Here is a 25,826-nt window from a genome sequence, read left to right on the forward strand (position 1 = left end):
GCATGTTCCAGCCGACCACACACCAAGGCGCCGCGGCACCACACCCGACGCAGGGGCATGGTCCCTTCAGGATGAGCGCGCTCCCAACCTATCCGCGCACTAACACCAAAGCGGCCGCCATCGCCGGCCCGAAATCCGTGCGCGAGCCGCTGAAATTAGTCACAAAAAAGTGCCTCGGACGCACCACCGGTCCCACATTGTTTTCCAGCTGAAGCCCTAGCACCGATTCCGTCGAAGGTTTGATCAGCGAAATCCGACCCACATAGCGCACTGCACTCGGATTGTTTTCCACCGGCTGAGCTGTCAGACGAACCACCAAGGTGCCTAGCTCAGATTCTTCCTGAAGATCCAACCCCGCTGCCAGCTGCTGCTCACTCCACGTTTTCAGCACCACGACAAACGGCTTCTCGCCGCGCAACAGCGAGACGAAGAGCAACCGGACTTCACCCGCCTTGCGATGCTCGCGGATCGAACGAAGGAACGGACCGACCGCCGCGGCGATATCTTTCTCTTCGAACATACCGAGGGTTTCCGCGGCACGGGGATCGTTGCTCGGGGCATCCGTCGGCACGCCTTGAAGTGCCGAGGCTAACGCCATCGTCAGGACGGTGCAAATCACAGCATGGGTCGTTTTCATATGGAAAGAATGGGAGGCTATTCCGGAGGGATTGGGATCTCTGAGCCACCGCTACTGACGACATTTAGCACAAATCCCCACAGGGCTGGTGCCACTTCGGTTCCGCTCGACATAAGGCTGCCACGCACCGAATTCGTGGTCGTGCCGGAATCCGAATGGGTCGTCTTGACCGTCTCTTGGATGGTTTTTGTCTGACCAGCTTGCAGCGCTACCTGTTGAGAACTCGCGCTAGTCACCGTGTGGCCGGTTTCGCTGCGTGTGACTTGCACTCGGATGGAGACCCATTGTTGAGTTTGCGTATTGTTCGTGACGGTGAAGCTAACGGTGTGATTGAGCACTACACCGTCTGCGCCCGTGGTGGCCTGCACGATCAACGTGGCGCCCATTGTGTTGTTTGTTTGCTGCGCGGACACTTGCGCCACGGACTGCGCAGTGAAGGCTAACGAGGCGACAACCAGACTGAGCTTGAGCACCACGAATTTCACCGGCTGAAACTATCCGTGCTTTCATCATCAAACTCGCAGAAAAACCACCTAAATTCAGGTGGTCCTATTGCACGCCGACCCACGCCAGCCCGGTCTGAATCCAGAAGGGAATCGTGAACAGCCCCACCGCCGTCGTTCCGAGCACGATCTGCACCGCGACGAGCGGCTGCCCGCCGTAGACCCGCGCAATGATGATCGGAATCACCGCCGAGGGCATGGCCGCCTGGATGACGAGGATGCGCTTCAGCTCCGGCGAAAACGGCCCGAACTTCGCCACCGCGAAAAACAACAGCGGCAAGACCAGCAAGCGCACCGCCGCCGCGCCGAGCAGCACGCGCGGCGCGACGAGCTTCCCCAGCTCGCCCACGTGCGGCTGGATGCTGACGCCGGTCATGATCAACCCGAGCGGAATCATGATCAACCCGACCGCGTGCACCGCGCTCATCACCGGCCCCGGGATCAGCGGACCGAGACCCGTGAGATTCACCGTGAGCGCCGTGAGCAACGCGAACAGCGGCACGTTCAGAATCCGCCGCCAACCCTCGCGCAAGCCGAGGCCGCTCACGATCAGCACGCCACCCGTCCAGATCGCGGCCTCCACGCCCATGTTGTGCGTCAGCAGCAAGCCGCGCGCTTCGCCGCCCCACATCGCATCGACGATCGGCAGCGGCAGGTAACCGTAGTTCGCCAGCCCCGCCGTGATCGCGAACGTGCGCAATCCGGTGCCGACGTGCAGGCCGATCGCCCGCGCTGCGAGCAGCGCGAGGCCGAAGCTCGCCAGCGTCAGGGCAAAACCCGCAAGCGGCGCGAGCAGGAGATTGCCCGGCTCGCGCAGCGCGGCGTTGCCCACGACCGAATCGAAAATCAGGCACGGCGTCGCGACCTTGATCACGAGGTTGAACAAACTCTCCTCCGCCTCCGCCTTCACCCACCCTGCGCGCCGCAGCCCGATGCCGAGCAACACGACCAGGAACACCGGCAGCACGGTCGCGAAAAGTTGGGCGTAGCTGGTCATGGCGGAGGACTGAGGACGGAATACTGGAGGACAGAGAACGAGGGATGGGAATTCAATCGCGCTGTGCGTGCAGTAGCCGAAAGCGGTTCGTCGGTAAGGCGAGACCGCTGGGCTCGCCGCGGGCGCGGCATCACGTTCTCGGCGGACCCAGCGGTCCCGCCCTACCTCACGCAACGCCGCTCCGTGCTCGGGGCTCCGTCCTCAGTTCTCGGTCCTCCGTCCTCCGATTCACTCCGCCATCGCGCGGCCGGCGAGCCAGCCGGTGGTCCACGCGGCTTGGAAATTAAAACCGCCCGTCACGCCGTCGATGTCGAGCATCTCGCCGGCGAAATGCAGGCCGGGCACGAGGCGGCTCTCCATGCGCTTGAAATCCACCTCGCTCAACTTCACGCCGCCGCAGGTGACGAACTCGTCCTTGAACAAACTTTTCCCCTTCACCGCGAATTCCGCCTCGGTGACCTGCGCCGCGAGCGCGCGCAGCGCGGGATTGCCGACGGTGGTCCACGGCGCGTTGGCCGCGATGCCAGCCGCAACGACGAGCCGTTCCCACAGGCGCAGCGGCACGCCGAGCGGGCTCCACGTCGTGACCTGCTTGCGCGGCTCGGCGCCGCGCGCGCGCTCGAGCTCGGCGCGTGCGGTCTCGGCGTTGAACTTCGGCGCCCAGTTCACGCGCAACGCGAACTGGTATTCGCGCTCCGCGAGCAGCCGCGCGCCCCAAGCGGAAACCTTCAGCACCGCCGGACCGCTCAGGCCCCAATGCGTCACGAGCATCGGCCCGCGTTCCTTCAGCGCCGTGCCTGCGACCGCGGTGGCGGCGTCCTCGACCGACACGCCGGCGAGATCCTTCAGGCGCGGATCGTCGATGTGGAACGTGAACAGCGATGGCACGGGCGTCTCGAGGTGGTGACCGAACGACTGCGCGATCGCGAAGCCGGCGTTTGATTTGTTGCCGCCGGTGGCGAGCAGCAGGCGATCGGTCGTCATCTCTTCGCCCGTGGTCAGCTCGAGGTGAAATCCGCCGCTGGTCGGCACGCGCAGCGCGCTCTTCACTCCGCATTGCGTGCGCACGACGACACCCGCCTTGCGCGCGGCGCCGAGCAGCGCGTCGATGATCGTCTGCGAGTTGTCCGTGACCGGAAACATGCGGCCGTCGTCCTCGGCCTTCAGCGTGACGCCGCGCGCGGCGAACCACTCGACGGTATCGCGCGGCTGGAAGCGGCTGAAGGCGCCGGTCAGCTCGCGGCCGCCACGCGGGTAGCGCTTCGCGAGTTCGCGTGGCTCGAAGCAGTGGTGCGTGACGTTGCAGCGGCCGCCGCCGGAAATCTTCACCTTGGCGAGCGTGTGCGCCGTGGCCTCGTAGAGCGTGACGCGGCAAGCAGGATTCGCCTCGGCGCACGCGATGGCGCCGAAGAACCCGGCTGCGCCGCCGCCGACCACGCTGACCTGCCGCTCGTTCATGGGGCCGGCAGCGTGCGGAGCGCCGGCCGGGTTGTCCAAGGCGAAAAAAAAAGAGGCGCCGCGACCCACCCCTGGATCGCGGCGCCCACTGCACACACTAGCAAACCTACCGCATGTTTCGCGTGTTGGTAGGAAGCGGGAAAAACTTACTTGCCCTCGGGCGGCGGCGGCGGGCCGTCGTGGTCGGGGCCACCGTGACCTTTGCGATCCTTCATGCGCTCCTTCATTTTCTCGCGCATGGCCTGCGCCTTGGTGCGCTGTTCGGGCGTGAGGACGGCATCGACCTTGGCTTCGCGCTCCTTGTTCAGCGCCTGCGCCTTCTCGTGCTTCTGGTCGCGGGAGAGATTTTGGTCTTCGCGGACCGCTTCAAGCTGCGGGCGATACGACTCGTTGATGGCTTTGATCTGCTTCTCCTGGTCTTCCGAGAGACCGAGTTCCTTGGCCATCCGCGCGCCGAACATTTCGCCGCGCGGCGGGCGATCTCCGCGGGGACGTTTCGTGCCGTCTTGCGCGTTGAGGCTGGGAACGAGGGTGGCGACCGCGAGAGCCGCGGCGAATAACAGAACTTCGGTGGAACGTTTCATGAGTTTGGGTTCGTTGAATTGGGCTACAGCGGCAAAGACGCGCGCGGCGCCGAGTCGTTTCAGCAGCCGGCATTTTTTCGGCCGGAAAATTCGCGCTGTCCGCGTAACCGCACGCGCCCGCCCAGCGTAGCCCGCCCTCCACCATTGCGCCGGCGAGCGTTCGACGCTTCATTGTCGGGGTGCAATTTCCCGCCCTCGTCCGCATCGCCCAAGAGACCGTGGCCGCCGCGCAGCGCCGGCTGCCGGCCGAGGTGCGGAACGTCGCGGCTGCGGTGCCGGTGTGCTACGAAACCGTGCCGAACGACGCCATCCTCGCCGAGGGTTGGGAGCCGGATATCCTGGGGCTTTTCGTTGGCCACGAGCACGGCGGGGAGTTGCGCGACGACCATGCGCCCCTGCCGCCGCAAATCCTGCTCTTTCTCGAAAATCTCTGGGACTATGCCGAGGGCGACACCGGTATCTTTCGCGACGAGGTGCGCCTGACCTACCTGCACGAACTGGGGCACTATTTGGGCTGGGACGAGGAGGAGGTCGCGCAGCGCGGCCTGGAATAGTGCTTTCACTCGGGAACACCGCCCAATCTTCGCTTTCATTCCTTCTGCGATTATGTTTAACCCTCCGTCGTCCGGCCGCATAGGCCGCCCCGACCAAGCAACATGAAGAAGCTCCTCAACGCCTTTGTCCTCCTGGCCACGCTCGCCGCCGCCGTCGGCGCCCACGCCGTCACGATCAAGCGCGAGACGCTCATCGAGCGCCTCGATACGTGCGAGGCCATCCTCCAAGACCTGCAATCGAGCACGAAGACCGCCATCCCGGCCGACATCCTGCGTCGCGCGCAAGGCATCGTGATCGTCAACCAAGTGCAGGCCGGCCTGCTCCTCGGCATCAAGGACGGCTACGCGGTCGCCCTCGTGCGCCGCCCGAATGGCAAGTGGTCGATCCCCGTTTTCCTCCGCGCGGGCGAAGCCTCGTTCGGCTTCCAGGCCGGCGTGAAGGCCGTCAACACCGTCATGGTGCTCCTCGATGACGCTACCGCTCGCCTGCTCCTCAAGAGCCGCTTCAACTTCGGTGCCGAGGCCAAGGCCATGGCCGGCGTCCGCGGCGGCGAGCGCGAGGCGGTGAACAAGCAGCTGGTCGAGGGCGCCAACGTCCTCGTTTACTCGCTCCAAGAAGGCTACTACCTCGGCGCGGCCGTGAAGACCGGCTTTATGCAGCCCAACGACGAGGCGAACCGGATTTTCTACAACACGAACAATCGCCTGCCCGAGCTGCTCTTCTCCGACTGGACCACGCCGCCGGCCGAGACGCGGTTCATCATGGACTACGTGGCGCGCCTCACGAGCCGCTGAGCGCCGCGAGCATCCCGAACAATTTCAAACCCGCCGGACCACCGGCGGGTTTTTTGTTGGGTGCGTCCCGGGAGGTGCGATCGGCGCAATCATCTCTCGCCCGGTTACTTCGCCGCGTCGAGCGACTCCAAGTAGGCCACGAGCATGCCGACGACCGACTCGGCGATCTTCTGCTGCGCCTCCACGCGCGACGCGCCGATCAACTCCACCGTGCCGGACACCGCCGCCACCTTGCCGCCCCGCTTCACGTGCACGAGCGCCCACCACGCCATCGGATGCTTGATCCGGTGCTTGGCCGACGGCTCGGCGTAGCCGGTCGTCGCCACCGCGAGGTCGGCATCGAACAACTGGCACGCCCCGATCGCCATCTCCACGGCGACCTGTTGCGAAACGCAGTTAACGGCCTTCGCGTGCCGACGCGTCACGCCCAGCTGCCGCACTTTCTCGTCCAGCGTGTAGGCCGTGATGCCGCCCACGAAATAATCCGACGCCCCGCTCACGCTCGTGATCAGCGCCTGCACGTTGCCGCCGGTGAGGCTCTCCGCCGCCGCGAGCTTCAGGCGGGGCTTCTTCGCGAGCAATTTCTTCAGCTGTTCCGCACGAGCGATGTTCATGCGCTTCACGGTGGCATCGCCGCACCGCGACGCAACCGCGCGCTTCAAGCCTTTGGCGCCCGCCGCAGCCGCCAGCGCTGCGCTCGCGAGACGATGAAGCCCGCGCACTCCGCGGCGCCACAGCGACACGGGTGCCGCCGCGCTTCGGCGAGCGCGAAACCGTAGTCGTAGGTCAGCTCCTCGCCGGGCGCGAGATCGCGGCGCGCCACGATCCAGATGCGGCGGCCGTCGGACTGCGCCTCGCAATTCGGCGCGCACGAGTGGTTGATGCGCCGCGCGGGATTGCCCGGCACGTCGCCGTCGAGATCGAAGACGCGGTTGAGCTCGAAAATATAGACGCACGCATCCGCCGCCCCGGCCTCGGCGCGGGCGCGACGGCGTTCCTCGCGGCGCGCCGCCTCGGCTTTCGTGATGCGCTCGCCGACGTATTCGAGCAACCGCTCGCCCTGCGGGATGAAATCGCGCGCGAACACGCCGACGCCGTGCAGCGCCGAGCGTTCGAACCGGAGCGCCGCCGGCAGTTTTGCGCGCGGCGCGCTCTTTCCGCCCCGCGACTTCACGCCAGCTCCAACCCCACCGGACAATGGTCGCTGCCCAGCACGAGCGGCTCGATCCACGCGCGCTTCAGGCGCTTTTGCAGCTGGGTCGAGGCGACGAAGTAGTCGACGCGCCACCCGATGTTCCGCGCGCGGCAGTTCATCATCTGGCTCCACCACGTGTAGTGATCGGGCCCCTGCTCGAACTCGCGGAACGTGTCCACGAAGCCCGAAGCGAGCAGCGCGGTGAAGTTCGTCCGCTCCTCGTCGGTGAAGCCGGCGTTGCGACGGTTGCTCTTCGGGTTCTTCAGGTCGATCTCCTGGTGCGCGACGTTGAGGTCGCCGCAGAACACGACGGGCTTTTTCTTCTCGAGCTTCTTGAGAAATTTCAGGAACGCCGGATCCCACTCCTTGGTGCGGTAGTCGAGCCGCGTGAGCCCGCGCTGCGAATTCGGCTGGTAGACATTGACGAGGAAAAAGTCCGCATACTCCGCCGTGATCACGCGCCCCTCCTGGTCGTGCTCGTCGAGGCCGATGCCCTCGCTGATCTTCAGCGGCGCCTCGCGCGAGAAGACCACCGTGCCCGAGTAGCCCTTTTTCAGCGCCGAGTTCCAGTGCGCCTGGTAACCGGCCGGCCAGGCGACGTGCTGCACATCGCCGGGATGCGCCTTGGTTTCCTGAAGACAAATGATGTCGGCCCGCGACGCTTCCATCCACTCCAACAACCCCTTCTTCATGGCCGCACGCACGCCGTTCACGTTCCAAGAAAGCAATTTCATGCCGCTAGGCTCGCGACCGTCGCGCGCCGCGCAAACCGTTTCCCGCCGCGCGGCGCGGTTTTTCGGCTGCCCCCGCGGAAAAATCCGGTAACTGTGCCGCCGCCGCCCGTGTTCTCGGATTCATCCACGATGCCTCCTCGCCGCCTGCTCCCCGCCCTCGTCGTGTTCGCGCTGGCCGCGCCCGCGCTGTTCGCGGCCCAGCCGCCGAACGAGATCACCGTTTCCGCCGCCAACTACGCGCACACCCCGCCCGACGTGCTGGAAAAAATGTTCCGCCGGCCCGCCGACCTCACCGAGGCGCCGCCGCCGCCCGCAGGCGAGCGCCCGCTGCAACACTACCAGTTTCTCCGCGGTGAGGTGTTCGAGGCCGACCTCAGCTACGAGGAAGTCTGCAAGCTCCTCGTCCCCGCGCTCGCGACCAAGAACCTCCGCAACACCTTCGACCTGACAAAGGTCGATCTCGTGCTCCGCCTCAGCTTCGGCGGCCGCCGCTGGCGCGATCCGTTCGTGCGCGAAGGAAATCTCGAGTGGAAACACGGCCTCGTCCCGCGCAAACGCGGCAGCTCGCTCGCCGCCGCGACCGCGTGGGATGATCGCGCCGGAGGCGACGAGGGCGCGTTGCGCCAGACCGAGCAGACGCTGACCGAAATGTATCCCAACGGCGATGCCGAGGGCATGGCCGACCGCCTCATCGGCGGCATGCCGACCGACGACTACTTCCTCGTCGTGGTCGATGCGTTCGAAGTCGCGACCCTGAAGGCGAAGGGCAACAGCGCACCGCGCGCGTGGACCACGTTCATCGCCGTGCCTCAGCGCGGGCACGCGAAATTTTCCGCCATCGCCGCGCAGATGATCGCGAAGGCCGCGCCATATTTCGGCGAGACGCTGCCGGGCAAGGCGCGCTTCCTCGACCGCGACGCCAAGGTCACGCCCGGCGAGCTGCGCGTCGTCGAGGAAAACGTCCCTGCGCCCGCACCGGAGCCGAAGAAATAATTCCGCCGCCGCGCCGCGCGGCCGATCTTCCGGGCCCCAAAAACAAACAGGCCGCCTCCGGTGAGGGAGGCGGCCTGGGGGAAGGGTATCAGCGCTGCGCAACCGAAGACGCAGCGTCCGCGCTTTCGACGCGGATCGGCAGGATCACGCGAGTGCGCACCACGGCACCGTCACGCGTCAGCGGCTTGAACTTCCACTGCGCCACGGCGCTCGCGAGCTGCTTCACCAAATCGCGATCGGCATCCGCAGGAGCATAAATCTCCTTCGGCGTGCCGTCCGCTTCGATGATGAAGCTCAAACGCACGGCAGCGCCTTCGAAGCTCGGGTCGATCACCGGTTTCACAACCGAGATCGGCACGGGCACATCGGCGCGTCCCACGTAGGACTCGACGTAAGCCTGTTCGTTCGACTTCGCCCAAGCGAAACCGGCGAGCAGGCTGCTAACGAGGATCAGTTTGATCACGTTTTTCATGGTAGGGTGTCTTTCGTTGTTTTGTTTTTTCTCTGTTCAACTGCACCCGGCGGCGCCGGGTGTTTGCGCCACGCCAGCCGCTCCGGCCGCTCGTGCGCGAAAGCCGCGTTTTGGGGACGCGGGGTAGTGATAACACCATGACTCTGACTCCTCGACTGACTGCCAAAGAACTGCCCGCCTAAATGCAGCCGCCGTGCCAACCCCAGGTGACGAAAGGGTCTCACGTCACTGCGAAATTTCGCGCGTTCACTATGACATTTTTTCGCCTCAATTCGGGGAAACCCCCACTGCGCGCGGACTTAGTCTCGTTGCGCACCCGCCGCCTCGCGGCGCGAAGCGGAGCTTGCGGCCAGCGCTGACGCGCTCCACGACTCGAACGCGATGGCCGCTCCCGCGCCCCGCCCTTCGCCACCGAGCTGCACGCTCGAAATCAAAGCCGTGCCCAACGCGCCACGCAGCGCCGTCGTCGGCTGGCTCGGCGACGCGCTCAAGGTGAAAGTCCACGCGCCCGCCCTCGAAGGCCGCGCCAACGAGGAACTCTGCGAATTCCTCGCCGACACGCTGCAAGTGCCGCGACGCGCCGTGACGCTCCTGCGCGGCGACAAGTCGCGCCAGAAGGTCGTGCGCATCGACGGCCTCGACCTCGCCGAAACGAAGCGCCGGCTCCACGTTTGAACCGGCGCGCCCCGCCGAACGCGTCGACTTTGAGGCGCCAGCATCCACGCAAGGTAGCCCGCGACCTCCGGGCGCGGGTCGACACTCCGTAGCGGCGCGATTTCAGCGCGCGAGCGCCAGCGCGGGATAGTCGTTGTAGCCCTTCGAACCCGGAGCGTAGAGCGTCGCCATGTCGACGGAGTTGAGCGGCGCGCTCGCGGCGAAACGCGCGGGCAGATCCGGGTTCGCGATGAACGGCATGCCGAACGCCACCGCGTCCGCGAGACCGGCCTTCACGTCCGCCTCCGCCGCATCGCGCGTGTAACCGCCGTTGCGAATGAGCACGCCGGAGTAGTGCTTCCGCGCGATGCGCGCGAGCTCGACCTCGGCGGGCGCGTCGTGTTTCGCCGCGCGCAAGTGCAGGAACGCCACGCCGCGCTGCTGCAGGCCGCGTGCGACGTATTCGACGAGCGCCGGCGCATTGCTGTCCGCCATGTCGTTGAAACCCACGAGCGGCGAAATGCGCACGCCGACGCGCGCCGCGCCGAGCACGCCGATCGCGGCGTCGACGATTTCGAAGAGGAAACGCGCGCGATTCTCTAGCGAGCCGCCGTAGCGATCGGTGCGGTCGTTCACGCCATCGCGCAGGAATTGGTCGATCAGGTAGCCGTGCGCGCCGTGGATTTCCACGAAGTCGAACCCCGCCGCCTGCGCGCGCACCGCGCCCTGGCGGAACAGCTCGACGTAGTGCGCGATCTCGTCCGTGCGCAGCGCGCGCGGCGCGGGATACGCCTGCTTGCCGCTGGGCGTGTGGATCACGTCGTCGCGGATCGGCTTGTTCGACGACGAGACGGGCTGCTGCCCGTGGTTCAAATCCTGGTGCGTCGCGCGGCCCGGATGCCAGAGCTGCAACGCCATGCGCCCGCCGGCCGCATGCACCGCGTCGGTCACTTTCTTCCAACCCGCCGCATGCGCGTCGCTGTAGATGCCCGGCTCGAGGCCGAAGGCGCGCGCGTTGGGATCGACCATCGTGGCCTCCGCGATGAGCAGGCCGCCGGCGGCGCGCTGGCGGTAGTGTTCGACGATGAGGTCGGATGCGACGTGGTTCTCGTCGGCGCGCACGCGCGTGAGCGGCGCCATGAAGATGCGGTTCGGGACGGTGACGTCACCGAGGCGGAGCGGGGAAAATAGTTGCATGGCGAACTAAATGCCCAACTTCGCCGAAAAAACAAATCGCGGCGCGCGGTTATGACAATTTCGCGGCCAAACGCAGCTGAAGCGTTCACCGCGCCGGACCTCGCGCTTGAACCTCGCGCCGCGCTCGTCTTGGCTGTCCGCGCGCTTGGGCCAGCGCATGCATGTCTCCTGTCACCGTCTTTTCTCCGACGGGCGAGGCGCTGCCGCCCGCCACATCGATCGGTCAACATTTCACCGGCGAGTTTCCGCCCGCCCGGCTCTCCCTCGCGTATCGCGTCGCGCTCGTCGCCACCGCCGCCGCGATGGTGTTGCTGCCGCTCGTCTATCTGGCCGTCGCCGCCGGCGCGGCGTGGGGCGTGTGGTGGTGGCTCGGCGCGGGCCTGGAAGTCTTCAAACACAGCACCAGCATCTGGAGCCTCCTGCTCTACCTCACGCCCGCGATCACCGGCGGCATCACGGTCGTTTTTCTCTTCAAGCCGTTCTTCGCACCGCGCGAGAAGTCGAGCGAACCGGTCGCGGTCGACCTCGCGCAGGAGCCTGTGCTCCGCGAGTTCCTCGCGCAAATTTGCCGGCGCACCGGCGTGGCGATGCCGGCGTCGGTCCACCTCAACGCCACCGTCAACGCCTCCGCATCGTTCCGTCGCGGCTGGCTCAGCCTCGGACGGCGCGACCTCGCGCTCACGCTCGGCACGCCACTGATTCGCGGACTCACCGTGCGTCAGCTGGGCGGCGTCATCGCGCACGAGTTCGGGCATTTCGCCCAGCGCACGGGCATGTTTTCCCAATTCCTGATCCGCACGATCAACGACTGGTTTGCGCACGTCGTGTTCGGCCGCGACCGCTGGGACGCTTGGCTGATCGAAAACTCCGAGAACAACGACTGGCGCGTCGCCGCGCCGTTGTGGTGCGCGCGCGGCGGCGTCTGGGGCAGCCGAAAGATCCTCCACGGCCTGCTCTACGTCGCGCACGCGCTGAGCTGCTGGCTCTCGCGCCAGATGGAGTTCGACGCCGACTACTACGCCGCGCACCTCCAAGGCGCCGAATCGTTCGCGACCACCGCCAACGCCATCTCGCTGCTCGCCATCGCGGAGCAACGCGCCAACGAGGACATCAACGTCTGGTGGCGCGACAAACGAGCCGTCACCGATTTCGCGCGAGTCGTCAGCCTGCGCCGCTCCGGCCTGCCGACGGAACTCGAAGCCGCCTTCGCGAAAGCCCAAACCGAGGAAAAAACCCGCTGGCACGACACGCACCCGTGCATGCGCGACCGCATCGCCCGTGCCCGCACGCTCGGCACCGCCGGCGTCCTCGAGCACGACGGCGCGGCAACGGAGCTGTTCCGCGATTTCGCCGCGAGCAGCCGCGAAGTGACCGCCGCGCTCTACCGCCACTCCGTCGGCGATCAACTGGACAAGGCCACGCCGCTCTCGGACGACGAGATCGCGCAACGCATCGCGGGCGACGATGCGCGCGCCGCCGCTCTGCATCGCCTCACCGGCAGCGCGATCGCGCTCGATCGTCCCGTCCTGCTCACGCTCGCCGAGATCGCCCCCGGCGCCGCCGGCCCCCACCCGACCCGCGCGGAACACGCGAAATGGTTCGCCGACGAAGCCGAGCGTCTGCGCCGCGCGCTCGAGGCCGACGCCCAAGCCTACGAGCGTCTCCACGAACTCGCCGGCGCGCGCCGCTTCATCGATTGCGGCATCGGCGTGAAACCCGCCACCTTCCGCCTGAGGGCTTCGACGCAAATCGCGCTCGACGAAGCGCAGGCCGAAACCCTCCGCATCCGCCTCGAGCACGACGGACTCCTGACCGAGGCCGCCAACCGCGTGCGCCAGCGCCTGTGCACCTTCGGCCGCCTCGCGCACGAGCACGCCCCGCGGCCCGAGGCGGAGCGCCTCCGCGTCCTGCTCGAAACGTTCGCCAGCCTCTCGCCGCTCTACACCAAGCTCCCGCAGCTCCTCCAGCTCCAGTCGATCGTCCGGCTTTTCGCCGTGAACCAAGCCGCGCTCGCGAAGGACACTCGCTTCGTCATCGCCTACGACGGCGTCTGCACCGAAGCCCGCAAAGCGCTCGCCGACGCACTGGCGCTCGCCGCGAACATCGACGATCCGCTGGCGGAAAAGGACACGCCGCGCACCGTCGCCGACCGCCTGCGCAATGCCACGACCGAGACCGACAACCTCACCGTCCTCACCGCCCAGCTCGGCGCCGCGATTCGCTACTATTTCCAACTGCTGAGCGAGTGCGCCGCGCTCGCCGAGGCGCTCGAACCCGAAGTCAACGCGTCGTGAGCCGGTGGAAGCGCCCGCCGAGCGCCACCGCCGCGCAGGCCAGCCCGAACGCCAGCCCCATCCACACGCCGATCGGCCCCAGCGTCGTGTGGAACGCCAGTCCGTAGCCGAGCGGCAGCGCGACCACCCAATACGCGACGAACGTCAGCGCCGTGGGCACGCGCACATCCGTGAGACCGCGCAGCGCACCGGCGCCGATGACCTGCGCGCCGTCGAACAGCTGGAAGATCGCCGCCACGATGAGCAACCGGGCCGCGAGCTCCGCCACGTCCGTCGCGGTCGTGAACGCCGCGGCGATCCACGGTCCGGCCAGCGCGAAGATCAGGGCAAATGTGCCCATCACGACCGCGCCCGTGGCCAGCGACCCGAAGCCGATCGCCCGCACCGCGCCCTGCCGTCCCTCGCCGCGCGCCTGGCTGATGCGCAGGCTCGTCGCCGTCGAGAGACCGAGCGGAAACATGAACGTCAGCGCCGCGCACCCGAGCGCGACTTGATGCGCCGCGAGCGGCACCGTGCCGAGCCAGCCCATCATCAACGCCGCCATCGCAAACGCGCTGCCCTCGAACAGCAGCATCCCGCCCGCCGGCACGCCGAGCTTCAGCAACTCCCCGAAACGCCCGCGCTCCCAACCGCCGCCCGCCGCCGCGCGCACACTCGCGAAAACCGCCGCGCGTTCCATCCACGCGTAGATCGCAATCGCCGCGACGACGCGTGCGAGCAAGGTCGCCACTCCCGAGCCGACCAAGCCGAGCGCGGGCGCGCCGAGATGCCCGAACACCAGCATCCAATTCAACAGCGCGTTCAACCCGACGTCGGCGAGCATGAGCCCCATCGGCACCCACGGCTGATTGAGCGACTCGCAGAATTGCCGCTGCACCTGAAAAACCAGCGCGGGCAGGAACGACGCCCCGATAAGCAAAAAATACGGCCGCACGATCGCGATCACCTCGGGCGGCTGGCCGAAACGGTGCAGCTGTGTCGACAAGACCAACATCAGCACAAACGCCCCGCTCCCGACCGCGAACGCCAGCGCGCGCCCGTGCCGCAGCCACGCCGCGCAGCCCGCCTCGTGGCCCGCGCCGTGATCGCGCGCCGCGAACACGCCCGCACCGAGCAACAGGCCAATGCCCACCACGTAGAAAATGCTGAACGCGCCGTGCGTGAACGCCGCCGCCGCCAGCTCCACCGGACCGAGGCGTCCGATGAACGCATTGTCCGTGACGCCGATCAGCATCTGGCTCACCTGCCCCACGACGATCGGGAACGCCAACGCGAGCGTCGCACGCAGTTCGCGAAAGATGTCGGCCGGCGTTGTCATGGAGAACCGCGGAGAGTTGGCCGCGCCCGCCGCGCCGCAAGGCGTTTTGTTATCGTCGGCGCGCTGTGCCGTGTCTGAATCTCGCCCCGTGTCCGCGCTCGCTCTCGCCCTCATCCTCGCCGCCGCCACCGCGCACGCGACGTGGAACCTGGCGGCGAAGCGCTCGGGTGGCGGGCTGCCGTTCGTGTGGGGAGCCGGCCTGCTGTCGTTCGCGTTCTACGCGCCCGCCATCTTCGCCTACGCGCAATGGCGTCCGCTCACGCTGCCCGCCGGCGCGTGGCTCGTCATCCTCGGCAGCGGACTCATCAAGACGATCTACGCGCTGATGCTGCAACACGCCTACCGGCACGGCGATTTCTCGCTCGTGTATCCGCTCGCGCGCGGCACCGGGCCGCTGTTCTCGACGTGCGCCGCCATCGTGTTTTTCGGCGAACGCCCCAGCGCCCTCGCGCTCGGCGGCGGTGCGCTGATCGTCGCGAGCGTGTTCTACCTCACCGGCGGCGCCAAACTGCTGCACTCCGACCGCGCGCACCTGCGGCAGGGCCTGCTCTACGGCTTCGTCTGCGGCTGCTGCATCGCGAGCTACACGATCTGGGACCAGCGCGCCGTCGCGCATCTGCACCTCGCGCCGCCGCTCTACGACGGCGGCACGCAACTCGTCATGTGTGTGGTGCTCGCGCCGTTCGCACTGCGCCGGCTGCCCGAGGTCGCGGCGGGTTGGCGCGAACATCGCCGCGAAGCGCTGACGGTCGCGTTCCTCGCGCCCGCCGCCTACGTGCTCGTGCTGTTCGCGATGACGTTCACGCCCGTCAGCTACGTCGCGCCGGCGCGCGAGATCAGCATCGTCATCGGCGCCTTCCTCGGCGCGCACGTGCTGAAGGAGGGCGACGCCCGGCGGCGCCTCATCGCCGCGGGCGGCATGGTCGCGGGCGTGATTGCTCTGGCGCTCGGGTGAGCCGCGCGTAACTTTCCGCCGTGCGCCGCTCCAAGGAAATCGTCGTGTTGCTCGTCCTGCTCGTGGGCGTGATGGCGTTCGTGCTGTGGTTCGTCCGCGCGCGCCGCGCCGAGTTGAAGAGCAAGCCCGCCGCGGAGAAATTCGTCGGACCGGTCGCCGCGCCGAACCCGCCGGTCGACCTCGCAAAGCACGACGCGAAGACCATCGATTTCTCCAGCGGCAAACCGATCGTGAAGGACACGGCGGCCGACCAAGCCGCGTTGCAGCAGGGCCTGAAGGACATCGAGGAAGCGACGCGCAGCGTGACCTTCGACCCACCGAAGCAGGAAGAGCCCAAGAAGCCCTGAGGTCGCGCCCTCAGGGTGCGGCGCTGCGTTGTAAGCAGCCCGTAAATTTCGGGCTTGGCCGCGGGCCCCGCTGGAAATTCCCGCACGGGTTCCGGAAAGTCCGGACGTGTATGCGACGTTGAAGTCCAAGGTTTTCGTGAGCGGCGTCCTGGTGCTCGCGGTGGTCGTCAGTTCCGTCGCGTTCCGCCCCGCGGAGCGCGCCATCGAGCTGCCGAACGTGCGCACGCGAACCGCGGACGACCGGCGCGAGTCGCTCGCAGCCTTGAAGGAGGCGTGGGACAACCGGGTGCTCGAGAACTCTCCCGCGAACGCGCGCGAGGAGCGGATGTTTCTCAACCGGCTCGCCTACTTCGTCCGCGCCACGCACGGACGCGAAACCTACGGCGCGGCCTGCCAGTTCTGGAACCGCGCGTATCACGACCACGCGTCGCGCTACTCGGACTTCATCGAGGATCTGGAGTGAGCGCCGACGGCCGAAGTTGTTACCTAGTATTGAGAATTTCCTGAAACAGTGACGAAGCGTGCGGTAGGGCGGGACCGCTGGGCCCGCCGAAACGCGCTCGCGGCGCGCCCGGCGGTCGCGCCCTACCTGTTCTGCCGCCCTCGTCACTTCTTCGGGATATCGTCATCAGGTGAAAACTCCGCCCGCGATCCGCCGCGCTGCCCGCCGCGCCTCAGAGGATGCCGCGCTCGGCCCAGAGGTGTTCGCCGGCGAGGATCTGTTGCGTCAGCTCGTAGCCGTGCTGGTCGGCGTTGTGCGCGATGCCGTCGAAATTCTGGCGGATGCGCACGCGCGCCTGCGCGACGAAGTCGTCGACCAGCGGCAGGATTTTTTCCGCGGGCTCGCCGTCGCCGAGGAGTTTTTGCGCGTAGGTGCACGTCGCCGCGATGGCGAACGCGTCCGCGCCGACGTCGGCCAGCCGCCCGAGCAACACCTGCCGCTTCTCGAGCTTCGCGCCGAACTTCACCATCTGGTGGAAGAGCGTGCGCGCCAGCCGCCGCGAGATTCCGGCCATTTCGCCGAAATGCGCCGCGAGCCGCGGATGCATGCCGTCCGGCGCGCCGCCGTCGAACGGCAGCCACTGGCGCGGATACCACCACGCGTAGAATCCCGCGGCCTTCGCCGCGCTCGCGAGCCGCTCGCTCCACGGACGCTCGGAGTTGAGCGCGACGCCGGCGATCTTCAGGTGCGGATCGAGCGCTTCGCGCATGATGAAGAGGCGGAGAATTTCCGAGGAGCCCTCGAAGATCGTCGTGACGCGCGTGTCGCGCATCATGCGCTCGACGGGATACGGCATTTCGCCACGCGCGAGGAGCGACTCGACCGTCTCGTAGCCGCGGCCGCCACGCACCTGCATGAGGTCGTCGACGCAGGCCCAGGCTTTTTCCGTGCCCCACATCTTGCACATCGCGGCCTCGAGGCGGATGTCGGCCTTCTTGTCGCGGTCGACGATGCGCGAGGTCGTCACGAGCATCGCCTCCATCGCGAACGCGTGCGCGGCGATGCGGCGGATTTTTTCCGCGACGGCCGCGTGCTGCCCGATCGGCACGCCCCACTGAATGCGCGTGCGGCCCCACTCGCGCGCGATCTGGAGGCAACGCTTGGCGGTGCCGATGCTGGCCGCGGGAATGGAGAGCCGGCCGGCGTTGAGCGTGGTGAGCGCGACCTTCAGGCCGCGGCCCTCGCCGCCGACGATGTTGGCGCGCGGCACGCGGACGTTGGTGAAGCGCAACACGCCGTTGTAGATCGCGCGGTGCCCCATGAACTGGCTGCGGTGCACGACCTCGACGCCGGGCGCGTTGGCCTCGACGACGAAGGTCGTGATCTGCGTGCGCGGCTTGCCGTCGACGAGCTTCGGCGGCGTCTGCGCGGCGACGATGAGCAGGCCGGCGCGCGTGCCGTTCGAGCACCAGAGTTTTTCGCCGTTGAGCAGGAACGCCTCGCCGTCGTCGGTGGGCGTGGCCTTGGTGGTCATGCGCGCCGGATCGGACCCGACGCCGCCCTCAGTCAACGCGAAGGCCGAAATCTCGCCGCGCGCGACACGCGGGAGGAATTTCTGTTTTTGTTCCTCGGTGCCGAACAGCACGACGGGCTGCGCCACGCCGACGCTCTGGTGGATCGAGAGGTGCGCGAAGGTGTTCACGCAGTGGCTCGCGATGAGCTGGCAGGCGCGGCAGTAGGTCGTCTGCGAGAAGCCGAGGCCGCCGTAGCGCTGCGGGACCTTGATGCCGTAGGCGCCGAGGCGCGCGAGGCCGGCGAGGACGTCGTCGGGGATTTCGCCGGTGCGGTCGATGGCGTCGGGGTCGACGTGCGCGCGGAGGAACGCCGCGAGCTCGGCGAGGAACTGGTCCGCGCGCGCCTTCTCGTCGGCGTCGACCTCGGTGACCGGGAAAATTTTCGCCGGCCGCCAGCGGCCCATGAACAGGTGCGCGACGAAGCTCAGGTCGTCGTGGGTTTCGCGCGCGGCCTCGGTGACTTGGAGCGCGGCGCGCTGGCCCTCGTTCATCTTCGACATGTCGATGACGGAGCGCGGATCTTCGGATTTGGGGACAGCTTCCTGCGTGGGAGTGGACATCGGACGGCGCCGCGCGAGGGCGGCGTGGGGGGTTCGTTTGGGTCCAACTACGACCCGGAAAAACCGCCAGTCAACCGGCCGGGTGCCCGCTTGACCGGGTAACACTTGGCCGAGGGGTGGTGTGAGCATTCTTAATCGCGGGAATACCGGAGCCGCCTCGCGGCTCTTCCCCGTGCCGGGCGCTTGTTCTTTTCCCAACGTTGCTTAGCGTGCCCGTCCGTAGATTTTTTCACCCCATGAAATCCAAAATCCTCCCGCTCCTCGCCGTCGGTCTCGCGCTCGCCGGCTGTCTCCACGCCCAGACGCCCGCGGCGCCCAAGCTCACCCTCCCGCAGGCCAGCCCGCCCGCCACGCTCAAGCAGCAGGTCGGCGTCACCGACATCGAGATCAGCTACAACCGTCCGAGCATGAAGGGCCGGAAAATCTTCGGCGGCCTCGTCCCCTTCGGCGAGATCTGGCGCACCGGCGCGAACACCGCGACGAAGATCACCTTCAGCACGCCGGTGAAGTTCGGCGGCGCCGACGTCCCCGCCGGCACCTACGAGCTCTTCACCATTCCCGGCGAACACGAGTGGACCGTCATCGTCCACAAGAACATGTCCCAATGGGGCTCCTACGCCTACGACGCGAAGAACGACGTCGCGCGCGTCACCGCCAAGGCCACCAAGACCACGTGGGCCGTCGAGACATTCTCCATCTGGCTCAACGATCTCCGCGACACCTCCGCCGACCTGAACCTCACTTGGGAAAACACCAACGTTTCCATCCCGATCACGATCGACACCGTCGGCATGCTCGCGCCGAAGATCGAAGCCGCCATCAAGGCGCAGGAGAAGCCGAACGCGATGCTGCTGTTCACCTCCGCCATGTTCTTCTACGAGAACAACCACAACCTGCCGCAAGCGCTCGAGTGGATGAACGCCGCCACCGCCGCCCGCCCCGGCCAGATGTGGATGATCTATCGCAAGGGCCTCATTCTCGAAAAAATGGGCGACAAAGCCGCCGCCAAGGCCGCCGCCGAGGAGTCCCTCGCCATCACCGAGAAGGAAAAGCCGGGTGAACTCCGCGAGGAATACCTCCGCCTGAACAAGGCGCTGCTCGAACGCGTCAAGTAACGCGCTCACCCGCGCGCCGCGTTCGCCCACGAACGCGGCGTTTTCGGTAGGGGCCGTTGCCCTCAACGGCCCTGCGCGCGAGGGCGCTTGAGGGCAAGCGCCCCTACCATCCTCCTTTCGCCGCCCGTTCCTGCTCCCGCTGCCGTAATGCTCTCCCGTCGCCTCCCGCTCGCCCTCGCCAGCCTCGTCCTGCCCGTCACCGCTCTCGCCGACCCCGCGCCCGAGCCGCTCGCCCCCGCCGCCATCGCGCAGGAACTCCGCGCGCTGCGCACCGTCGGCACCGTGCTGCACGTCGGCGCGCACCCCGACGACGAGAACACCGAACTCATCACCTACCTCGCGCGCGGCCGCGGTTTCCGCACCGCGTATCTCTCCCTCACGCGCGGCGACGGCGGACAAAACGAACTCGGCCGCGACTTCGACGAGAAACTCGGCGTCCTCCGCACCCACGAACTCCTCGCCGCCCGCCGCATCGACACCGGCCGCCAGTTTTTCACCCGCGCCATCGACTTCGGCTACTCGAAGACGCCCGAGGAAACTCTCGCCTTCTGGGACAAGCAGGAGGTCCTCGGCGACGTCGTGCGCGTCATCCGCCAATTCCGCCCCGACGTCATCGTCACGCGCTTTCCCGTGCCGCCCGGCAGCGGCGGCCACGGTCACCACACCGCCTCCGCGATGCTCGCCGTCGAAGCCTTCAAGCTCGCCGGCGATCCGTCCGCCTACCCTGAGCAACTCGCGCAAGGCCTCGCGCCGTGGCAGCCGCGCCGCGTGCTCTGGAACGTCTTCCGCTTCGGTGGCAACGCCAGCGCACCGCTCCCGCTCCCCGGCACGCCGTTCAGCGAGGACATCGCCGGCACCGACGCCGCCAGCGGCCGGGAGTTCGGTCAAATCGCCGCGCTCTCCCGCTCGCAGCACAAGACGCAGGGCCTCGGCGGCTTCGCGCTCCGCCCGCGCACCGGCCCGAACGGCCAGAGCTTTCTCCTCCTCGCCGGCGAACCCGCCACGAGCGACCTGATGGACGGCGTCGACACGACCTGGAAACGCTACCCCGGCGGCGCAGCCATCGACGCCGCACTGGAAAAGATCATCGCCGACTTCAAAACCGACGCGCCCGCGACATCGCTGCCGGCGCTCGTGAAACTTAAGCGACAAATAGAGCAGCTCCCATGGAATCCAGTCGTCGAGGACAAGCTCTCACAGCTTAACCGACTCGTTTTTTCGTGCGTCGGGCTGCGCGTAAGAACCACAGCCTCCCGCCCGGAGTTCACTCCGGGAGAGAACCTCGAGCTGACAGCACAGTTTCAAGTTGCCTCCGATAGTATCTCAGTGAGCTACCGAGGATGGCGGGGCACTGGAGGACGTCACTTTCTCCGCGCAGTTGATTCGATGCCCCATCTTCAGGCCGGAGTTCCGTTCAACGACCAACTTTCGGTAACGCTTCTCGAAACGGCGTCGATGTCTCAGCCCTACTGGCTACGGGAATCGGGTAAAGCCGGTATCGCCTCAGTTACAGACCCGTTGCTGATTGGCCTGCCGGAGAATCCTCCCGCCATCTCAATCGCCTATGTTTTCGAGATCGGTGGTGAAGAGTTCTATTTTTCGGATGAACCCGTCTTCGTCACCCGCGACGAAAAAGGTGAGCATCGCCGTCGCCTCGACATCGTCGCACCTGTTTCGCTCGCATTTGGATCCGAAATTTTCTTCGTCGGGCCAAGCATTGCGAAGCCGGTCAGCATCACCGTTACCGCCGCCCGCTCCGGCCGCGGCACGCTACGCCTCCGCGCGCCCGCGGGCTGGCGCGTCGCGCCGGCCGAGCAAGCCTTCGCTTTTGACCAACCGGGAGCGAAAGCCGCATTCACCTTCACCCTCACCGCGCCCGCGACCGGCGGCGCTGGTCGCATCACCGCCGAAACCGAGATCGACGGCCACGTCTACTCGAGCAAGCGCGAGGAACTCCGCTACGAGCACTTGCCGCCTCTCCTCCTGCAGCCTCCCGCCAGCGTGCGCGTGGCGAGCTTCGACCTCGCGCTCCGCGGCAAGAACATCGGTTACCTGCCCGGCGCGGGCGATTATGTCGCCGAGTGCCTCGAGCAGATGGGCTGCACCGTGCGCCGCCTCACCGGCTCCGATCTCACCCCGGAAAAACTCGCCGGCCTCGACGCCGTCGTGATCGGCGTCCGCGCGTTCAACGAGCGCGCCGACCTGAAGGACCACCTCGCCGGACTCTTCGCTTGGGTCGAGCAAGGCGGCACCGTCATCGCGCAATACAACCGCCCCAACGGTCTCGCCGCGCCCACGCTCGCGCCCTACGCGCTCTCCATCGAAGGCCCGGCCCCCGCGCTCCGCGTGACCGACGAACGCGCCCCCATCACCGCACTCGCCGAGCATCCCGCACTCACGCGTCCGAACCTGATCACCGCCGCCGATTGGGACGGCTGGGTGCAGGAGCGCGGCGCGTATTTCCCCTCGAAGTGGGACGAGACGCACTTCACGCCGCTGCTCGCGATGAGCGACCCGGGCGAACCGCCGTTGAAGAGCAGCCTGCTCGTCGCGCGCCACGGCAAGGGCCACTACGTCTACACCGGCCTCGCGTTCTTCCGTCAACTCCCCGCCGGCGTCCCCGGCGCGTGGCGCCTGTTCGCCAACCTGGTTTCACTGAAGAGCGAGTGACACCTATGCCGCGAACGCCTGTTTTTTTGACCACGGATCACACGGATGAAAACGGATTCGACGAACAACTTCGGCGCGATCCGCGCAGCGTGATCCGTTCCAATCCGTGAAATCCGTGGTCAAATAGAACTCTCGCCCTCGCCATGCGCCCCGCACCTGAAAAAACTCCCACGCCCGATGCCGACCGCGACACCGGCCTGCCGGGCCTGCGCACGTGGCGTAGCGTGTATCTTTTTGTGTTCGTCGTGTTCATCGCGATCGTCGTCGCGCTCACGGTTTTTTCGCACGCCTTCGCATGAACGCCCTCGACTGGATCGTCCTGCTCGGCGCCATCCTCGGCATCGCTGCTTACGGCACCTGGCGCACGCGCCACACCGACCACCTCGACACCTATCTCAAAGGCAGCCGTGCCACCGGCTGGTTCACCATCGGTCTCTCGGTCGCCGCCACCCAAGCCAGCACCATCACCTACCTCTCGCTACCAGGCCAGGCTTACGAGAACGGCATCGCCTTCATCCAAAATTATTTCGGCCTCCCGCTCGCCCTCATCCTCGTCTGCGCGGTCTTCCTGCCGATCTACCGCAAGCTCGGCGTCTACACCGCCTACGAATACCTCGGTAAACGCTTCGACCAGAAAACACGTCTGCTTGGCGCGGGCCTATTCCTCCTCCAACGCGGCATCCAGGCCGGCATCACGATCTACGCGCCCGCCATCATCCTCGCCACCGTGCTCGGCTGGCGGCTCGACCTCACCATCGTTTTCACCGGCCTCGTCGCGATCATCTATACCGTCACGGGCGGCAGCGCTGCGGTGAACCTCACCCAAAAGCTCCAGATGGCAGTCATCTTCGGCGGCATGGTCACGGCCTTCATCGTGCTCCTCGTCAAACTCCCCGCCGACGCGCTCCCGATCGCCGGCGCCATGGGCAAGCTCGACGCCGTGAACTACACGCCCGACCTGAAGCTCCGCTATACAATCTGGAGCGGCCTGCTCGGCGGATTCTTCCTGTCGCTCTCTTATTTCGGCACCGACCAATCGCAGGTCCAGCGCTACCTCGCAGGTGCGAGCGTGCGCGAAGGTCGGCTCGGACTGATGTTCAACGCCGTCCTGAAGATCCCGATGCAGTTCTTCATCGTGCTGCTCGGCGCGTTGCTCTTTGTCTTCTACCAATTCCAACCGGACACCCCCGCCGTCTTCAACCAGACGCAATGGCAGCGCCAGGTCGCTGGATCCGAAGGCGCCCGCTTCCGCGCACTTGAGGAGAAACACTCCGCGCTCCACGCCGAGCAGCAGGCGAAGATCCGCGCTTGGGCCACCGTCCGCGAGTCCGGCAACGCCCGCGCCGAGACCGCGGCGCGCGCCGAGCTCATCGCTGCGCAGCGCGCCACCGTCGCCGCCCGCAACGAGGCCCGCGCCACCCTCCAAGCCGCCGACCCCGCGGCGAAGCGCACGAAGGACTCCGATTTCGTCTTCATCACCTTTATCCTCACCCAGCTCCCGCACGGAGTCATCGGTCTGCTCCTCGCGGTCATGTTCGCCTCCGCGCTCTCTTCGAAGGCCAGCGAACTGAACGCGCTCGGCACCACAACCACCATCGACGTCTGGCGCTACTTCCGGCCGCTCGCCGAACACGATGAGTCACGCAATGTGCGCAACGCGAAACGATTCACCGCCCTCTGGGGCGTCGTCGCCATCGGTTTCGCCCTCTTCGTCAGCTTCCAAGAGGACCTCATCGAGAGTCTGAACATCGTCGCTTCCATCTTTTATCCCGCGTTGCTCGGCGTTTTCCTCGTCGCCTTCTTCGTCAAGTGGGTCAAGGGCTCCGCTGCTTTCTGGGGCATGGTCGCTGCGCAGCTCGCCATCTTCGGCCTCTATTTCGCGGGCAAAATCTGGCCAGCCCACGAAATCGGCTATCTCTGGCTAAACCCTATTGGCTGCGCTGCCTGTGTGCTCTTCAGTCTCTTCTTCCAAACCGTGCTCCCCGCGACTCGGAAGACTTGAACCACCCTGTGATTTCCTGATGAGCGCTCCCGTCATCTGCTTCGGCCAGCAACCCTGCGGCATTTTCCCGCGGCGCTTCCTCCACGCGAAATTCGTCACCGCGCGCCGCCTCCAGCAGGAGATCGGCGGCGAGATCGTGTTCTTCTACCACGACAGCGACCACGACCCGCGCGAGACCCAGACGACGCTGCGCCACCACAAGACCGACGCGCCGCACACGGTGAACTTCGCGTTCACAAACAAGCTCCAGCGCAAGTTTTCCCCGCTCTTCCTCAAACGCATCCCGGAAAACTGGCCGGCCAACACCGCGCGCGAACTCGGCGCCTACGTAACGCCGCGCGCGCTCGAAGCCTTCCGCGCCGTGCGCGCCGACAACGTCGCTGACTTCTGCCTCGAGATGTATCGCGCGCAGGGCCTGCTCGACGGCGTGCGCGTCGTCCGCTCCGGCGACCGCGCCGTGCGCGAGGCGGCGTGCGACATCACGGAGTGTTTCGTGGACGTGCCGCACCAAGGCGAAACCGTCCGCGCGCGCCTGCTCGACGGCGCGCTGAAGCTCCACGAAGGCGGCAACAGCTACGTCACGCTCCCCGCGCAGCCCTTCGCGAAAGCCCAAATCAGCCCCACGCGCGACTCCCGCCTCCGCTGGATGCAAAGCGTCATTCACTGCACGCACTACATCTGCGGCGCCGGCGAACAGGCCTACCTCAACGTCGCCGACGCGCCCGAGATCACCTTCGTCCCCCGCGACCCGATCGACCGCTCCGACGAGGCCTGGCCCGAATTTCCCTCCCCATGATTGTCATTGCGAGGAGCCGCAGGCGACGCGGCAATCCAGCTCGATGGATCGCCGCGCCCCGCGTTGCGGGCCTCGCGATGACAGTCCACATTCCTGCCCCATGAACCTCACCACCGCTCCCCTCCTCGCCTTCGGCGCGCACCCAGATGACATCGAGTTCGGCGCCGGCGGCATCATTGCCCGCGAGACGCAGGCGGGACGCCCCGCGCATTTCGTCGTCTGCTCGCGTGGCGAGGCCGGCACGAACGGCACGCCCGCCGAGCGCACCAAGGAGGCGGAGAAAGCCGCGAAGCTCCTCGGCGCGAAGGCCGAGTTCATCGACCTCGACGGCGACTCGCACCTCGACGTGCGCAACGCCCACGCCCTGAAACTCGCCGCCATCATCCGCACGGTCCGCCCCGGCATCGTCCTCGCGCCCACGCCCGAGCAGAATCAGCACCCGGACCACTGGCGCCTCGGCCAACTCGTGCGCGACGCCACGCGCATCGCGCGCTACGGCGGCGTCGCCGAGTTGAAGAGCCAGACGCCGCACGCGGTCGGGCAACTTTTCTTCTACGCGCTCGGCCCCAGCGCCGAGCCGCGCGACGTTTCGCCGGTCGTGATCGATATCTCCGACAAGCCGATCATGACCGCGTGGACCAAAGCCATGGAGGCGCACGCCTCGCAGATGAAAACGCGCAACTACGTCGAGTTGCAACTCGCCCGCGCGCGCGTCCACGGCCTCAACGCCGGCGTCGCGCACGCCCAGCTGCTGTGGCCCAACGACCCACTCGTGTTCCACTCGCTCACCGACATCTCGCGCGGCGCGCGGCGGTTCTGATCCCAGAGTTGGAACCACGAATGGACACGAATAGACACGAATGAAACCAACCCAAGCGTGCGTGAGGGACCACCGATGAGCCGAGACAGGAAACGGACGCGACGCGGCGGTCTCTGCGCGAACCCGTGTTCACTCGTGGTTCGTGGGGTTTTCTATTCGT

At 66.9% G+C, this 25,826-nt stretch carries 26 protein-coding genes; 14 read left to right on the plus strand and 12 right to left on the minus strand.

Going from position 1 to position 25,826, the window contains the following annotated elements:
- Window positions 1–88: 88 nt before the first annotated feature.
- From HZA32_08285 to HZA32_08305, 5 genes are all read right to left on the minus strand, one after another.
- On the minus strand, window positions 89–637 hold the full coding sequence (locus HZA32_08285) for a hypothetical protein (protein MBI5424073.1): 549 nt from the start codon (window positions 635–637) through the stop codon (window positions 89–91).
- A gap of 17 nt (window positions 638–654) precedes the next feature.
- Window positions 655–1,122, minus strand: coding sequence for a hypothetical protein (locus HZA32_08290; protein ID MBI5424074.1), 468 nt, complete (start codon window positions 1,120–1,122; stop codon window positions 655–657).
- A gap of 64 nt (window positions 1,123–1,186) precedes the next feature.
- Window positions 1,187–2,137 (minus strand): AEC family transporter, encoded by a 951-nt coding sequence (locus HZA32_08295; GenBank protein ID MBI5424075.1) that lies wholly within the window; start codon window positions 2,135–2,137, stop codon window positions 1,187–1,189.
- A 228-nt stretch (window positions 2,138–2,365) separates the two neighbouring features.
- A complete protein-coding gene (locus tag HZA32_08300) occupies window positions 2,366–3,595 on the minus strand; it encodes an NAD(P)/FAD-dependent oxidoreductase (GenBank protein ID MBI5424076.1) in 1,230 nt (409 codons plus the stop codon).
- Between the two features lie 146 nt (window positions 3,596–3,741).
- Window positions 3,742–4,179 carry a hypothetical protein gene (locus tag HZA32_08305; GenBank protein ID MBI5424077.1) on the minus strand — a complete coding sequence of 146 codons (438 nt, stop codon included), beginning with the start codon at window positions 4,177–4,179 and terminating at the stop codon, window positions 3,742–3,744.
- Window positions 4,180–4,358: 179 nt separating this feature from the next.
- Between HZA32_08305 and HZA32_08310 the strand changes: the two genes are divergently transcribed.
- The gene (locus HZA32_08310; GenBank protein MBI5424078.1) at window positions 4,359–4,733 is read left to right on the plus strand and encodes a metallopeptidase family protein; all 375 of its coding nucleotides are present in this window, start codon (window positions 4,359–4,361) and stop codon (window positions 4,731–4,733) included.
- A 102-nt stretch (window positions 4,734–4,835) separates the two neighbouring features.
- On the plus strand, window positions 4,836–5,528 hold the full coding sequence (locus HZA32_08315) for a lipid-binding SYLF domain-containing protein (GenBank protein MBI5424079.1): 693 nt from the start codon (window positions 4,836–4,838) through the stop codon (window positions 5,526–5,528).
- Between the two features lie 104 nt (window positions 5,529–5,632).
- Here the strand turns inward: HZA32_08315 and HZA32_08320 are convergent, their stop codons facing one another.
- From HZA32_08320 to xth, 3 genes are read right to left on the minus strand one after another with little or no spacing between them, the layout of a single operon-like run.
- Window positions 5,633–6,142 (minus strand): CinA family protein, encoded by a 510-nt coding sequence (locus HZA32_08320; GenBank protein MBI5424080.1) that lies wholly within the window; start codon window positions 6,140–6,142, stop codon window positions 5,633–5,635.
- Between the two features lie 44 nt (window positions 6,143–6,186).
- Window positions 6,187–6,702: an SET domain-containing protein-lysine N-methyltransferase gene (locus HZA32_08325; protein MBI5424081.1), complete on the minus strand. Its 516-nt coding sequence runs from the start codon at window positions 6,700–6,702 to the stop codon at window positions 6,187–6,189.
- Window positions 6,699–7,457: an exodeoxyribonuclease III gene (xth, locus tag HZA32_08330; GenBank protein ID MBI5424082.1), complete on the minus strand. Its 759-nt coding sequence runs from the start codon at window positions 7,455–7,457 to the stop codon at window positions 6,699–6,701. Before xth ends, HZA32_08325 begins: the two co-directional genes overlap by 4 nt.
- Before the next feature lie 129 nt (window positions 7,458–7,586).
- Here xth and HZA32_08335 point away from each other — a divergent pair, with 129 nt between their 5' ends.
- Window positions 7,587–8,450 carry a hypothetical protein gene (locus tag HZA32_08335; GenBank protein ID MBI5424083.1) on the plus strand — a complete coding sequence of 288 codons (864 nt, stop codon included), beginning with the start codon at window positions 7,587–7,589 and terminating at the stop codon, window positions 8,448–8,450.
- 88 nt (window positions 8,451–8,538) lie between these two features.
- Here the strand turns inward: HZA32_08335 and HZA32_08340 are convergent, their stop codons facing one another.
- A complete protein-coding gene (locus tag HZA32_08340) occupies window positions 8,539–8,922 on the minus strand; it encodes a hypothetical protein (protein ID MBI5424084.1) in 384 nt (127 codons plus the stop codon).
- A gap of 381 nt (window positions 8,923–9,303) precedes the next feature.
- Here HZA32_08340 and HZA32_08345 point away from each other — a divergent pair, with 381 nt between their 5' ends.
- Window positions 9,304–9,597, plus strand: a complete 294-nt coding sequence (locus tag HZA32_08345) for a DUF167 domain-containing protein (GenBank protein ID MBI5424085.1) — start codon at window positions 9,304–9,306, stop codon at window positions 9,595–9,597.
- Window positions 9,598–9,699: 102 nt separating this feature from the next.
- On the opposite strand, the gene HZA32_08350 is transcribed toward HZA32_08345, so the two are convergent.
- Window positions 9,700–10,773 carry an alkene reductase gene (locus HZA32_08350; GenBank protein ID MBI5424086.1) on the minus strand — a complete coding sequence of 358 codons (1,074 nt, stop codon included), beginning with the start codon at window positions 10,771–10,773 and terminating at the stop codon, window positions 9,700–9,702.
- A 161-nt stretch (window positions 10,774–10,934) separates the two neighbouring features.
- Between HZA32_08350 and HZA32_08355 the strand changes: the two genes are divergently transcribed.
- Window positions 10,935–13,067: a M48 family metalloprotease gene (locus tag HZA32_08355; GenBank protein ID MBI5424087.1), complete on the plus strand. Its 2,133-nt coding sequence runs from the start codon at window positions 10,935–10,937 to the stop codon at window positions 13,065–13,067.
- Here the strand turns inward: HZA32_08355 and HZA32_08360 are convergent.
- Complete coding sequence (locus tag HZA32_08360; protein MBI5424088.1) at window positions 13,054–14,385, minus strand: MATE family efflux transporter; 1,332 nt, start codon at window positions 14,383–14,385, stop codon at window positions 13,054–13,056. The two genes, HZA32_08355 and HZA32_08360, sit on opposite strands and share 14 nt — an antisense overlap.
- An 88-nt stretch (window positions 14,386–14,473) precedes the next feature.
- Here HZA32_08360 and HZA32_08365 point away from each other — a divergent pair, with 88 nt between their 5' ends.
- From HZA32_08365 to HZA32_08375, 3 genes are all read left to right on the plus strand, one after another.
- Complete coding sequence (locus tag HZA32_08365; protein ID MBI5424089.1) at window positions 14,474–15,340, plus strand: EamA family transporter; 867 nt, start codon at window positions 14,474–14,476, stop codon at window positions 15,338–15,340.
- 20 nt (window positions 15,341–15,360) lie between these two features.
- Complete coding sequence (locus tag HZA32_08370; GenBank protein ID MBI5424090.1) at window positions 15,361–15,687, plus strand: hypothetical protein; 327 nt, start codon at window positions 15,361–15,363, stop codon at window positions 15,685–15,687.
- 106 nt (window positions 15,688–15,793) lie between these two features.
- Complete coding sequence (locus tag HZA32_08375; protein MBI5424091.1) at window positions 15,794–16,150, plus strand: hypothetical protein; 357 nt, start codon at window positions 15,794–15,796, stop codon at window positions 16,148–16,150.
- 211 nt (window positions 16,151–16,361) lie between these two features.
- On the opposite strand, the gene HZA32_08380 is transcribed toward HZA32_08375, so the two are convergent.
- On the minus strand, window positions 16,362–18,263 hold the full coding sequence (locus HZA32_08380; GenBank protein MBI5424092.1) for an acyl-CoA dehydrogenase family protein: 1,902 nt from the start codon (window positions 18,261–18,263) through the stop codon (window positions 16,362–16,364).
- A gap of 236 nt (window positions 18,264–18,499) precedes the next feature.
- On the opposite strand from HZA32_08380, the gene HZA32_08385 reads away from it, so the two are divergent.
- The 6 genes from HZA32_08385 to HZA32_08410 all read left to right on the plus strand — a co-directional run bounded on the left by HZA32_08385 (window position 18,500) and on the right by HZA32_08410 (window position 25,666).
- Window positions 18,500–19,378 carry a DUF2911 domain-containing protein gene (locus tag HZA32_08385; GenBank protein ID MBI5424093.1) on the plus strand — a complete coding sequence of 293 codons (879 nt, stop codon included), beginning with the start codon at window positions 18,500–18,502 and terminating at the stop codon, window positions 19,376–19,378.
- A 147-nt stretch (window positions 19,379–19,525) separates the two neighbouring features.
- Window positions 19,526–22,048, plus strand: a complete 2,523-nt coding sequence (locus tag HZA32_08390; GenBank protein ID MBI5424094.1) for a PIG-L family deacetylase — start codon at window positions 19,526–19,528, stop codon at window positions 22,046–22,048.
- A 143-nt stretch (window positions 22,049–22,191) separates the two neighbouring features.
- Window positions 22,192–22,347, plus strand: a complete 156-nt coding sequence (locus tag HZA32_08395; GenBank protein ID MBI5424095.1) for a hypothetical protein — start codon at window positions 22,192–22,194, stop codon at window positions 22,345–22,347.
- Window positions 22,344–24,050 carry a sodium:solute symporter gene (locus HZA32_08400; GenBank protein ID MBI5424096.1) on the plus strand — a complete coding sequence of 569 codons (1,707 nt, stop codon included), beginning with the start codon at window positions 22,344–22,346 and terminating at the stop codon, window positions 24,048–24,050. The genes HZA32_08395 and HZA32_08400 overlap by 4 nt, the downstream gene beginning before the upstream one ends.
- Window positions 24,051–24,069: 19 nt before the next feature.
- The gene (locus HZA32_08405) at window positions 24,070–24,846 is read left to right on the plus strand and encodes a hypothetical protein (protein ID MBI5424097.1); all 777 of its coding nucleotides are present in this window, start codon (window positions 24,070–24,072) and stop codon (window positions 24,844–24,846) included.
- A gap of 100 nt (window positions 24,847–24,946) precedes the next feature.
- The gene (locus HZA32_08410) at window positions 24,947–25,666 is read left to right on the plus strand and encodes a PIG-L family deacetylase (protein MBI5424098.1); all 720 of its coding nucleotides are present in this window, start codon (window positions 24,947–24,949) and stop codon (window positions 25,664–25,666) included.
- The last annotated feature ends 160 nt before the right edge of the window (window positions 25,667–25,826 follow it).

This window comes from Opitutia bacterium (assembly GCA_016217545.1).
Taxonomy (GTDB): Bacteria; Verrucomicrobiota; Verrucomicrobiia; order Opitutales; family Opitutaceae; genus Didemnitutus.